The organism is Billgrantia hypersalina, from assembly GCF_052584175.1.
Map to the genome: position 1 here is coordinate 19038 of NZ_JBMIQI010000008.1, position 12518 is coordinate 31555.

The 12518-nt window shown below is 65.5% G+C and carries 9 protein-coding genes; 2 read left to right on the forward strand and 7 right to left on the reverse strand.

All coding sequences use genetic code 11. From position 1 onward, the window contains the following. Positions 1–34: 34 nt before the first annotated feature. From speA to ACOJCM_RS05445, 3 genes are all read right to left on the reverse strand, one after another. Complete coding sequence (speA, locus tag ACOJCM_RS05435; RefSeq protein ID WP_445211049.1) at positions 35–1945, reverse strand: biosynthetic arginine decarboxylase; 1911 nt, start codon at positions 1943–1945, stop codon at positions 35–37. An 8-nt stretch (positions 1946–1953) separates the two neighbouring features. Continuing rightward, positions 1954–2916 (reverse strand): homoserine kinase, encoded by a 963-nt coding sequence (locus tag ACOJCM_RS05440; RefSeq protein WP_445211050.1) that lies wholly within the window; start codon positions 2914–2916, stop codon positions 1954–1956. 103 nt (positions 2917–3019) lie between these two features. Further along, positions 3020–3307 carry a DUF2782 domain-containing protein gene (locus ACOJCM_RS05445; RefSeq protein WP_445211051.1) on the reverse strand — a complete coding sequence of 96 codons (288 nt, stop codon included), beginning with the start codon at positions 3305–3307 and terminating at the stop codon, positions 3020–3022. 166 nt (positions 3308–3473) lie between these two features. On the opposite strand from ACOJCM_RS05445, the gene polA reads away from it, so the two are divergent. Beyond that, complete coding sequence (polA, locus tag ACOJCM_RS05450; protein ID WP_445211052.1) at positions 3474–6257, forward strand: DNA polymerase I; 2784 nt, start codon at positions 3474–3476, stop codon at positions 6255–6257. A gap of 105 nt (positions 6258–6362) precedes the next feature. Here the strand turns inward: polA and ACOJCM_RS05455 are convergent, their stop codons facing one another. Continuing rightward, positions 6363–7391, reverse strand: coding sequence for a Fe(3+) ABC transporter substrate-binding protein (locus ACOJCM_RS05455; RefSeq protein ID WP_445211053.1), 1029 nt, complete (start codon positions 7389–7391; stop codon positions 6363–6365). A 283-nt stretch (positions 7392–7674) separates the two neighbouring features. Here ACOJCM_RS05455 and ACOJCM_RS05460 point away from each other — a divergent pair, with 283 nt between their 5' ends. Further along, positions 7675–8772, forward strand: a complete 1098-nt coding sequence (locus ACOJCM_RS05460) for an ABC transporter ATP-binding protein (RefSeq protein WP_445211054.1) — start codon at positions 7675–7677, stop codon at positions 8770–8772. Here ACOJCM_RS05460 and ACOJCM_RS05465 read toward each other — a convergent pair. From ACOJCM_RS05465 to ACOJCM_RS05475, 3 genes are all read right to left on the reverse strand, one after another. Beyond that, positions 8758–10401 carry an ABC transporter permease gene (locus tag ACOJCM_RS05465; RefSeq protein WP_445211210.1) on the reverse strand — a complete coding sequence of 548 codons (1644 nt, stop codon included), beginning with the start codon at positions 10399–10401 and terminating at the stop codon, positions 8758–8760. The two genes, ACOJCM_RS05460 and ACOJCM_RS05465, sit on opposite strands and share 15 nt — an antisense overlap. A gap of 190 nt (positions 10402–10591) precedes the next feature. Continuing rightward, positions 10592–11920 carry a TRAP transporter large permease gene (locus tag ACOJCM_RS05470; protein ID WP_445211055.1) on the reverse strand — a complete coding sequence of 443 codons (1329 nt, stop codon included), beginning with the start codon at positions 11918–11920 and terminating at the stop codon, positions 10592–10594. Further along, on the reverse strand, positions 11917–12420 hold the full coding sequence (locus ACOJCM_RS05475) for a TRAP transporter small permease subunit (RefSeq protein WP_445211056.1): 504 nt from the start codon (positions 12418–12420) through the stop codon (positions 11917–11919). The genes ACOJCM_RS05470 and ACOJCM_RS05475 overlap by 4 nt, the downstream gene beginning before the upstream one ends. Positions 12421–12518: the final 98 nt, after the last annotated feature.

The following is a 12518-nucleotide window of genomic DNA, read 5'->3' on the forward strand; positions in this document are numbered from 1 at the left end:
GCGTCAAGGCTTGATGCGATAGCGGCGCAGCCGGTCACTCCAGGTAGGTGTAACCCTGTAGCCCCGCGGAGAGGTCATCCAGGAAGTGCTCCTGCTCCTCGGCGGAGAGTCCGCTCTCCTGCAGCTGGCCGGCGAGCCGGTCGCGCAGCACCTTGGCGTCGAAGTTGACGTAGGCCAACACGTCGGAGACCCGGTCGCCCTGCTGGGCGTGGCTGAGCGTCCAGTCGCCGTTGCCGTCCAAGGCGGCGTCGACGGAGTCGGTATCGCCAAAGAGATTGTGCAGGTCACCAAGAATTTCCTGATAGGCGCCGACCAGGAAGAACCCCAGCAGGCGCTCCTCGTCCTCGCGCCACTCCGGCAGCGGCAGGGTGGTTTCGACGCCTTGGCCGTCGACGTAACCGTCGATGCGCCCGTCGCTGTCGCAAGTGATGTCCTGGATCACCCCGCGGCGGGTGGGCTCACGGTTGAGCCCGGTCAGCGGCAGTACCGGGAAAATCTGGTCGATGCCCCAGACATCGGGTACCGACTGGAACAGCGAGAAATTGACGAACAGCTTGTCGGCGAGCTTCTCGGCGAGTTCGTCGATGATCTCGCGGTGGGCGCGGTTGCGGCTATCGAGGCGCTCGCGCAGCCGCGCACAGGCGGCAAAGTAGACACCCTCGGCCTCGGCACGGACGGTGATGTCGGCCAGCCCCATCAGAAAGCGGTCGTGCATCTCGCTCATCGCCTGCAGCAGGTCGTGCCACGCCTCCACCAGCTCGCGGGGTTCCACCTGGCCCTCGAGCAGGTCGTGTACGCGCCACAGTTCGTCGAGCTGGGGGTCGTCCTCGGCGAGGCGTTGGGGCGCACTATCGTTGACCCGTTCCTCGCCGATCACATTGGCGATCAGAACGGCGTGGTGCGCGGTGAGGGCGCGGCCCGATTCGCTGATCAGGTGCGGGTGGGGGATCTCCGCCTCGTTGCAGGCCTGGGCAAAGGCGCTGACTACGTTACGGGCATACTCGCGCATGGAGTAGTTGATCGAGCAGAAGCTGCGCGAACGGGTACCCTCGTAGTCGATGCCCAGCCCGCCGCCGACATCGACGGTGTCGATCGGCGCACCCAGCGCCAGCAGGCTCTGGTAGAAGCGAGCGCATTCGCGCAGGCCGACCTGGATGTCGCGGATATTGGCGATCTGCGAGCCCAGGTGGAAGTGCACCAGCTGCAGGCTGGCCAGCGAGTCGGCCTCGCGCAGGCGCTCCACTACCGCCAGCATCTGCGCCGCGGTGAGGCCGAACTTGGACTTCTCGCCGCCGGTGTCCTGCCACTTGCCCATGCCCACCGAGGCCAGGCGTGCACGAAGGCCGATGCGCGGGGTGACGCCGAGGTTTTCGGCCTCCTCCAGGATCAGCGGTAGCTCCGAGAACTTCTCCACCACCAGGTAGACCCGGTGGCCGAGCTTCTCCCCCATCAGCGCCAGGCGAATGTATTCGCGATCCTTGTAGCCGTTGCATACGATCAGCGAAGGACCGTCCGCCGAGAGCGCCAGCACTGCCAGCAGCTCCGGCTTGCTGCCGGCCTCGAGACCGACACGCCCATGGCCGCGCTCGCGGGTGGCCAGGATCTCCTCGACCACGCGGCGCTGCTGGTTGACCTTGATCGGATAGACGGCGGTATAGCCGCCGACATACTCCTCCTCGTTCATGGCCAGGTCGAAGGCTTCGCACAACTGCTCGACGCGGTCGTGCAGGATGTCGCTGAAGCGTACCAGCACCGGCAGGCGCAGGCCGGCATCGCGCAACTGATCGACCAGCGGTGCCAGCGGCAGCGCCGGACCCTCGGCCTCGCTGCCGAGAGGACGCACCAGGGCGTGGCCATTGTCGTCGACGTCGAAGTAGCCGCTGCCCCACTGGTCGATGTTCCAGGTGCGTCGTGCACGTTGGGCAGGACCTGAGGCAGCTCCCATGGATAGGCTCATGTGTTGCTCGCTTCTGGCAGGGGCAGGGCGCCATGTTCAAGGCGTGCCGTGAGAATGGTGTGAAACTGTGCCGGGTCGTGCGGCGTCAGGTCATGGGCCGGCGGATCCACGTAGACGACCAGTAGTCGTGACAGCCAATAGCGCAGGGCGGTCATGCGCAGCATTGTCGGCCATACCTCTCGCTCGGCCGGGGTCAGCGGTCGCCTCGCCTGGTAGGCGCCGAAGATCGCATCATGGCGCTCGCGGTCCAGGCGCCCGTCAGGCGCGGAGGCCCAATCGTTGATCACGATGGCCAGGTCGAACAGCAGATCGCCGGTGCAGCCATTGTAGAAATCGATGATACCGCCGAGACGGTCGCCCTCGAACAGGGTGTTGTCGCGGAACAGGTCGCCGTGCAGCGCGCCCTGCGGTAGCTCGGGTGCAGCACTGAACACGTCCTGATAGATCTCCACCTCGTCCTTCATCAGCGCCTGGTCCTCGGGGGAAAGATAGACCAGGACCTTGTGATGCATGGCGGTCAGCCAGTTCAGGTCGCGTGGATTGGGGCGATGGCCGGGGAAATGCTGGGATACCGCGTGCATGCGCCCCAGCGCCTCGCCGAGGGCCTGGCACTGGGCCAGATTGGGCGAGGTGGGGTGACGCCCGGGCAGCCGCGGGAAGAGCAGCGAGGGCTTGCCGGCCAGGCTGTGCAGGGCGATGCCCTCCCGGTCGTGCACCGTGCCGGGTACCGGCAGGCGATGCTCGTCCAGATAGTCGAGCAAGTCGACGAAGAAGGGCAGCTCCTCGTGCTCGCCCTGTTCGAACAGGGTCAGCACCAGTTCGCGGCGGTCCGTGGTCACGAAGAAGGTCGTGTTCTCGGTGCCGCCGGCGACCCCCTCAAGGGACACCAGGTGACCCACGTCGAAGCGCCTGAGAAATTCTGCGACCTGTGCGTCGCTCAATGGGGTGAATACGGCCATGTGTCTCCCGCCCAGGTTGCCAAGCCGTCTATTGTAGCGTCTTGGCACTTCGATGCACGCCTGCCGGGTCCGTTCGGGTATTCACGCCTGACGACCGTTACGCTCAGTCGGCCAACACCCATCGGGGGATAGTGACCCTGTCGCCCTCCTGGCGCTCGAAGTTGCCGTCGCCGTCGTGGTCGACCAGGAAGTAGCCGGCGCCCTGGCGCGGGCGGATCTCGATGGCATAGAGCTGGCCATCGATGCGATATTCGCGGATGGTCCGATCCTGCTCCTGGCGAACGGTAATGTCGGGTTTCGCATCGGCAGCGGACTGGGCCAGTGCCGGCACCGCCATCGCCAGGCCGAGGGCGAGCAGGACAGCCGTCAGGAAACGGCGGGAATCGTACATGTAGGCCTCCGAAGACGGCTTGCGACAAACACTGCCAGCGAGTGGCTGGCTTCAGTGTAAGGCCTTGGACAGCGCGATCCCAACGATGTCGGCAAAAGCGGCGCGCAATGCGTATCATGGCTGATCAGGATCACGTTTCTTGCACAGACCCAACGGATGCCGATACATGGCCGACACGCCCATCGTTCTCGTCGACGGTTCGTCCTATCTCTACCGTGCCTTCCACGCCCTGCCGCCGCTCACCACCTCCAGCGGCCAGCCCACCGGGGCCATCAAGGGCGTGCTCAACATGCTCAAGCGGCTGATCAAGGATTACCCCGACAGCCCCATGGCGGTGGTCTTCGACGCCAAGGGCAAGACCTTCCGCGATGAGCTGTTCGAGGCGTACAAGGCCCAGCGTCCGCCGATGCCCGATGACCTGCGCAGCCAGGTGGAGCCGCTCTACGCCTGCGTGCGTGCCCTGGGGCTGCCGCTGCTGTGTGTCGAGGGCGTCGAAGCGGACGACGTCATCGGCACGCTCGCCCGGCTTGCGACCGAGGCCGGCCGCGACGCGGTGATTTCCACCGGCGACAAGGACATGGCGCAGCTCGTCAACGGCCATATCACCCTGGTCAATACCATGAAGGACGAAACCCTCGACGTGGAGGGGGTCAAGGCCAAGTTCGGCCTGCCGCCGGAGCTGATCATCGACTTTCTGGCACTGATGGGCGACAAGGTGGACAACATTCCCGGGGTGCCGGGAGTGGGCGAGAAAACCGCACTGGGACTGCTGCAGGGCATGGGTGGGGGGCTGGACACCATCTATGCCGATCTCGATCGCGTCGCCACCCTCGACTTCCGCGGCGCCAAGTCGCTGCCCAAGAAGCTCGAGGAGCACCGCGACATGGCCTATCTCTCGTACCGGTTGGCCACCATCAAGACCGACTGCGAGCTGCCGGTGGGGCTCGACGACCTCGATATCGCCCACCCCGACCGCGAGGCACTCAAGCGCCTCTATACCGAGCTCGAGTTCAAGGCCTGGCTCTCCGAACTGCTGGCGGGTAAGGACGAGGGCGTCGACGACGTCGAACGCGGCGCTGGGGTCGCGGGTACGGCTGCTGCGGGTAACCTCGACCCCGAGGCGCCGCCGGCCAGCGTGGCGGCGTGCCAGAACCACCTGATCCTGACCCAGGCGGAGCTTGACGACTGGCTGGCCCGGCTCGATGCCTGCGAGGCCTTCTGCTTCGACCTCGAAACCAACAGCCTCAACTACATGGACGCCGAGATCGTCGGCGTGGGGCTGGCACTGGAGCCTGGCGAAGCCGCCTACGTGCCGCTCGCCCACGACTACCTCGAGGTGCCTGACCAGCTCGACCGTGCCGGCGTGCTGGCGTCGCTCAAGCCGCTGCTGGAGGACCCCTGTCGCGCCAAGATCGGACAGAACCTCAAGTACGACATCTCGGTGTTGGCGAACTACGACATCCATGTGCGCGGGCCGCTGACCGACACCATGCTCGAGTCCTACGTGCTCAACTCCACCGCGACCCGCCACGACATGGATTCACTGGCGTTGAAATACCTGGGCCAGAAGACGGTGAGCTTCGAGGAGATCGCCGGCAAGGGCGCCAAGCAGCTCACTTTCAATCAGATTGACCTCGACAAGGCCGTGCCCTACGCCTGTGAGGACGTCGACGTGACCCTGCGTCTGCACTGCGCGCTGCGGCCGCGCATCGAGGCGGAGGGCCGCCTGGCCGAAGTGCTCGACGGCATCGAGCGGCCGCTGATTCCGGTGCTGTCGCGCATGGAGCGAACCGGGGTGGCGATCGACGCCGCGCGCCTGCACGCCCAGAGCCAGGAGCTCGAGGCGCGGATCCAGGCACTCGAAACGCGGGCCTTCGAGCTGGCCGGGCGCGAGTTCAACCTCGGCTCGCCCAAGCAGCTGGGGCAGATCCTGTTCGAGGAGCAGAAGATCCCGGTGATCAAGAAGACGCCCAAGGGGGCGCCTTCCACCGCCGAGGCCGTGCTCGAGGAGCTGGCGCTGGACTACCCGCTGCCCAAGGTGATCATGGAGCACCGCGGGCTGGCCAAGCTCAAGTCGACCTATACCGACAAGCTGCCACGGCTGGTCAACAAGCGCACCGGCCGGCTTCACACCAGCTATCACCAGGCGGTCGCCGCCACCGGCCGGCTCTCCTCGAGCGACCCCAACCTGCAGAACATCCCCATCCGCACCGAGGAGGGACGCAAGATCCGCCAGGCCTTCATCGCCCGGCCCGGCTACCGCATCGTCGCCGCCGATTATTCACAGATCGAGCTGCGCATCATGGCGCATCTCTCCGGGGACAAGGGGCTGCTCGATGCCTTCGACGAGGGGCGCGACATCCACACCGCCACCGCCGCCGAGGTGTTCGGCGTAGCGCTGGAGCAGGTCTCGGGCGAGCAGCGGCGCAGCGCCAAGGCGATCAACTTCGGGCTGATCTACGGCATGAGCGCCTGGGGGCTCTCCAAGCAGCTGCGCATCGAGCGCAGCCAGGCCCAGACCTACATCGACCGCTATTTCGACCGCTATCCCGGGGTGGCCCGCTACATGGATCGCATACGCGCCCAGGCCGCCGAGGACGGCTTCGTCGAGACCGTGTTCGGGCGTCGGCTCTATCTGCCCGAAATCCGTGCCCAGAACCACGCCCGGCGCCAGGCCGCCGAGCGCACCGCGATCAATGCGCCGATGCAGGGCACGGCGGCGGATATCATCAAGCGTGCCATGATCGAGGTCGACGGCTGGCTACAGGGAGACGACTTCGATGCCTGCATGGTGATGCAGGTCCACGACGAACTGGTATTCGAGGTGGCCGAGAGCCAGGTCGAGGCGTTCCTCGACGAGGTGAAGACGCGCATGCAGGCCGCCGCCGAGCTTAGCGTACCGCTGATCGTCGAGGCCGAGAGTGGGGTGAACTGGGACGAAGCCCACTAACCTCCCTCCGCGCTCGCGACGCAGCTCTAGCCTCCCCCTGGCGAGTCCAATAAAAACGCCACCGCGGCTGCGGTGGCGTTTTCAGTTCGGGCTTGAGGCCGGGGCTTAGCGCCAGCCGACGCGATCGAAGATCCGAATCGCTTCTGGGTTGTTCTCGCCCAGGATGTTGACGTTGAGGTCATCCTTCTTGAACTCGCCCCAGGACTCCAGGGTCTCGCTCATCTTCACGCCTTCGACCACGGGGAACTCATAGTTGCCGGCGGCGAAGATCTCCTGGGCCTCGTCGGAAGCCAGGAACTCGAGGAAGCGAACGGCATTCTCGCGGTTGGGTGCGCCCTCGACCACGCCAGCGCCGCCCACGTTGACGTGAATGCCGCGGTCGTCCTGGTTGGGGAAGATGATGCCCACCTTCTCGGCCACTTCGCGATCGGCCGCCTCGTCGGATTCGAGCAGGCGTACGTAGTAGTAGTGGTTGGCCACGGCCAGGTCGCACTCACCGGCAGCCACCGCCTTGATCTGGTCGGTGTCGCCGCCCTCGGGATCGCGGGCCATGTTGTTGACGATGCCCTGGGCCCACTCCTCCGCACCTTCTTCGCCGTGGTGTTCGATCATCGAGGCCAGCAGGGACTGGTTATAAATGTTATTGGAGGAGCGGATACACACCTCGCCCTCCCAGCGCGGATCGGTCAGGTCCTCGTAGGAGCCGATCTCGCTGGGATCGACGTTCTCCGGGTTATAGAAGATCGCCCGCACGCGCTGGCTGAAACCGAACCACTTACCCTCGGGGTGATGCATGGCCTCCGGCAGGCGCTCGGCAAGCACGTCAGACTCGACGCTCTGGAAAATGCCATCCTGCTCGGCACGCCACAGGCGGCCGGCATCGACGGTGATCATCACGTCGGCGGGGCTGGCCACGCCTTCGCGCTGAATGCGCTCGATCAGCTGGTCGGAGTCACCCTCCAGCAGGTTGACCTTGATGCCGGTCTGCTCGGTAAAAGCCTGGTAGAGCTTCTCGTCGGAGTCATAGTGACGGGCCGAGTAGAGGTTGACCTCATCGGCGGATACCGTAGTGGCAAGGGCCGAGCCGGCCAGCATGGCGGCGAGCGGAGCGACAAGACGGTTGCGTTGTACCATGGTACTTATACCTCGCGGGCCTGAGTGGGTAGGTTGCAAGATTAATGATAATACGTTGCATTACGTGGAACGCTATTGAAGCGTTTTGCGAATGAGTCGTCAAGCCTGCCGCGTGGGGTGACCACTCGCAGCGCGTCGTGAATCTGACCGGGGACAAGGCGACCTGGAAAAGCTGGCAAATGCGAGTCGATTTCAAACGTATTTGCTGGACATTTCAGGTAGGATGGAGTTGCTCATTTCCCTGGACCAAGTCGCCGTACCTATGACTAGCCAATCGAAGCCAATGGACGTCGAACACGCTCCCTACCGCCAGGCCGCCGCGCTGACCATGGAGGGCGTACACCACACTTTCGGCAGTCTCGCCGCCGTGCGTGGCGTCGACCTGGACGTGGCGCCCGGCGAGGTCGTCTGCCTGCTGGGGCCTTCGGGCTGTGGCAAGACCACGCTGCTGCGCATCGCGGCCGGGTTGGAGGTGCTTCAACAGGGAAGGGTAACGCTCAACGGCGGCGAGATCGCCGTGCCCAAGGGGCGTCACGTGCCGCCGGAGAAGCGCAACGTCGGGCTGGCCTTTCAGGATTCGGCGCTGTTTCCGCACCTCACCGTCCTGGAGAATGTCACCTTCGGGCTGAAGGGGGAGCGCCCGCGGCAGCGTCGCGAACGCGCCCAGGCCCTGCTCGAGCAGCTGGGCATGGCGGCCTATGCCGACGCCTACCCGCACATGCTCTCCGGTGGGCAGCAGCAGCGCGTGGCGCTGGCCCGCGCCCTGGCACCGGCGCCCCAGCTGATGCTGCTCGACGAGCCCTTCTCCAGCCTCGACGCTCGCCTGCGTGACCGCATTCGCGATGATACCCTGCACGTGCTCAAGAAGGTGGGCGCGGCGACCCTGCTGGTCACCCATGACCCCGAAGAAGCCATGTTCATGGCCGATCGCATCGCACTGATGCGCGACGGACGCATCGTGCAGGTGGGTACGCCGCGGGAGCTCTACTGCGCCCCCTGCGATCCTTTCGTCGTCGCCTTCTTCGGCGAGGTGAACGAGCTGCAGGGCGAGGTACGCAATGGCCGCGTGCAGACGCCCGTCGGCCCGGTGGAGGCCGGCTGGCTGCCCGAAGGAAGCCGGGCGCAGGTCATGATCCGCCCCGAGGCCCTGCGTATCACCGAGCACTTCGAGCCGGCGCCGGAGCATCGCTACAGCCACGTGATCATGGCCAAGCTGCTGGGGCGCAGCAGCCTGCTGCACATCTGCGCCCATGGCGAGAATGGCAGCGAAGCCCACCTCCACGCCCGCGTGCCCGGCGTGTTCCTGCCCGCCGAAGGGCAGCGGGTGGACATCCATCTCGACCTCTCCCAGGTCTTCGTCTTCCCTTCAGCGGCCCTCTGAGCCGGGGCGCGAGCGACGCATGGCCATGCTCAGCAGGACCACCGGCACGATACCCACCACCACGATGGCCAGCGATGCCGTCGAGGCCTCGGCGAGACGCTCGTCCGAGGCCAGGCTATAGGCCCTGACCGCCAGGGTGTCGAAATTGAAGGGCCGCAGGATGATGGTGGCCGGCAACTCCTTCATGACATCGACGAAAACCAGAATGCCGGCGGCGATCAGGCTGCCCCGCATGATCGGCGTGTGCACGCGCTTGAGCGTGCCGGCCGGGGTCTGGCCCAAGGTACGTGAGGCGGCGTCCATGCTGGGCGTCACCTTGCCGAGGCTTGCCTCCACGGTATTGAACGACACCGCCAGGAAGCGCACCACGTAGGCATACACCAGGATGAATGCCGAACCGCTGAAGACCAGCCCGACGATCTTGCCGTAGTGGGCGTGCAGCCAGCTATTGAGCGTGTTGTCCAGCCAGGCGAAGGGAATCAGGATGCCCACTGCGATCACCGAGCCGGGTATGGCGTAGCCCATCGAAGCGATTCGAGCGGCGATGCGCGTCAGCGGGCTGTCATGCAGGCGCACACCATAGCTGAGGACGACCGCCAGCCCCACCGCGATGACCGAAGCGAGCATGGCCAGTGCCAGGCTGTTCCAGGCGAAATCGAGAAAGCGCGTGCCGAACAGGGTATCGCCCTTGGCAATCGCCATCTGCAGCAGCAGGCCGCAGGGCACCAGAAATCCGATCAGCACCGGCAAGGCGCAGGCGGCGGAGGCTGCCGGCGCTCGCCAGCCGCTGAGCCGGAACTCGGGTAGCTGCTGGTAGCGGTTGGTGGTGTGGAAATACTGGCGCTTGCCGCGCGACCCACGTTCGAGCAGCACCAGCACGATGACGAAGAGCAGCAGGCAAGCCGCGAGCTGGGCCGCCGCGACCTGTTCGCCGAGGCCGAACCAGGTGCGATAGATCCCCGTGGTAAAGGTATCGACGCCAAAGAACTGCACCGCGCCGAACTCGTTGAGGGTTTCCATCAGGACCAGAGAGACGCCGCCGACGATGGCGGGGCGCGCCAGGGGCACGGCGACGGTGGCGAAGAGGTTCCACGGGCCCCGACCCAGGGTGCGCCCGACGTCGAGCACGCAGACCGACTGCTCGAGGAAGGCGGCCCGGGCCAGCAGGTAGACGTAGGGATACAGCACCAGGGTGATCAGCGTGGCGGCCCCGCCCAGCGAGCGAATATTGGGGAAAAAGTAATCGCCACGGCCCCAGCCGAATATCTCTCGCAGCCAGCTCTGCAAGGGGCCGGCGTATTGCAGGAAATCGGTGTAGGCATAGGCGATCACGTAAGTAGGCACGGCGAGCGGCAGCAGCAAGGCCCACTCGAAAACCCGTCGGCCGGGGAAACGGCACATCACCACCAGCCAGGCGGTACCGGTGCCGATCACCATGGTGCCGAGGCCCACCGTAACGGCGAGAATGAAAGTATTGCTCAGATAGCGCCCCAGCACCGTGCTGGCCAGATGCTGCCAGATGCCTTGGGTAGGCATCAGGATATGCGCCAGCACCACGACGACCGGCAGAGCCACCACGAGGGCCACGGCCAACATCAGCAGGGTCCAGGGGCTCAGTTGGCGTGTCATGGAGGAGAGTGCGGAAGCGGGGAATCGGAACAAGCGGGACTCCTGTGCCGGCTGGCTCGGCAGCGCAATAATGCGAGGCGATAACGGGCGAAAATGATACCAGTTTGTTGATGGTGACGGCAGCTGACCGACATCAAGAAAAGCGCCCGCAGCTTACGCTGCGGGCGCTCTGGCCAAGTAAGGCGGCGACTCAGTAGCCGAGCATCAACGACGGCAGGCCCGTCACCAGCGCGGGGAACAGGGCCATCAGCACGCAGGCCAGCACGATCAGCGCGCAGAAGGGAATCACGGCCTTGTACAGGTCGAGCGTCTCGACCCCCGGTGGCGCGACCCCCTTGAGATAGAACAGCGCATAGCCGAAGGGCGGCGTCAGGAAGGAGGTCTGCAGCACCACGGCCACCATCACCACGAACCACAGCACGTCGACGCCCATGTCGGCGACGATCGGCAGCATGATCGGGAAGCTCAGCAGCACGATGCCGGTCCAGTCGAGGAACATGCCCAGGATGAAGACCAGGAACAGCATCAGGATCAGCGCCCCGGTCGTGCCGCCGGGCATGGCCATGACCACTTCCCGGATCACGTCCATGCCGCCGCCGCGCGAGAACACGCCGGTGAAGGCCGTGGCGCCCACCAGCACCAGCATCACCATGGTGGTGGTCTTGCTGGCATCGACCAGCGTGCGGAAGCAGGTGGTGAGCTTGCGGTCGCCGAAGATCAAGAACAGCACGAAGGCGATGAACACGCCGATGGCCGAGGCTTCGGTGGCGGTGGCGATACCCGCGAACAGCGACCCCAGCACGCCGAGGATCAGCGCCATGGGCGGCAGCACGTACTTCAGCAGCATGGCCACGAGCTCGCCGGTGGAGACGTCGGCCCGCTCCGCGGCCGGCACCGGCGGGCCGTAGCTCGGCTTGAGGTAGCAGATCACCAGCACGTAGAGGGCATACATCACGCCAAGCATCACGCCGGGCACCAGCGCGCCGGCGAACAGCGCCCCCACCGAGACCGGCGAGTAGCTCGCCATCAGGATCAGCATGATGCTGGGCGGGATCAGGATGCCCAGGCAGCCGCTGGCCATGATCACCCCGGTGCTCAGCTCCTTGTTGTAGGAGTACTTGAGCATCGGCACCAGCGCGATCATGCCCATCACCGCGATGGAGGCGCCGACGATGCCGGTGGTGGCGGCGAGCAGCACCGAGACGATGACCACGGTCAGGGCCAGGCCGCCGCGCAGGTTGGCCAGCAGCAGGCGCATCGACTCGAACATCTTCTCGGTGACGCCCGAGTCGTTGAGGAAGCGTGCCATCAGCACGAACAGCGGGATGGCCACCAGGACGTAGTTGTCCATGGAGTTGCCGTAGATGTTGTTGATCAGGGTGCCGAGCACCTTGATCCCGGGGCCGAGCAGGGCGCCCATCACGGCGACGCCGCCCAGCACGAAGGCCAGCGGATGGCCCATGAACAGGCCGACGAGCAGGCCGCCGAACATGAACAGGGTGAGCAATTCGGGGCTCATGCGACCTCCTTCTCGTTCTGTGCCTGCACCGCGCGGATCACGATGGCAACGGCTTGCAGCAGCAGCAGCGCGGCGGCGACCACGATGACCCCCTTCACCGGGTAGACGGGAATCGACACCATGCCGTAGGTGGTCTCGCCGCGGCTGAAGGAGCGCGAGAAGAAGCTCCAGCCATAGGTGAGCAGCATCCAGATGAAGGGCACGAAGAAGATCAGGTAGCCGACGATGTCGACCATGGCCTGGCGGCGGCGCGAGAGCACCCGCTTGAGCACGTCGACCTCGACGTGGGCGTGATGGCGCAGGCCGTAGGCGGCCATCAGCATGAAATGGGCACCGAACAGCATCTTGGTGACGTCGAAGGCCCAGTCGCTGGGGCGTCCGGCGAAAAAGCGCATGCCCACGTCATAGATCACGATCAGTGTGATCACGGCGAGCAGTGGGGCGATCAGGCGTCCGAACCCTTCGTTGAGGGCATCGATGGCCCTGGCAATGGCATTCATGGCAAGGATCTCGGAATCTAGCGGTATAGAACGACGACCGGCGCACGGGGCGCCGTCGCTCTGGGGGGACGGGCCCCTCGGGGCCCGTCCGGTGCCGC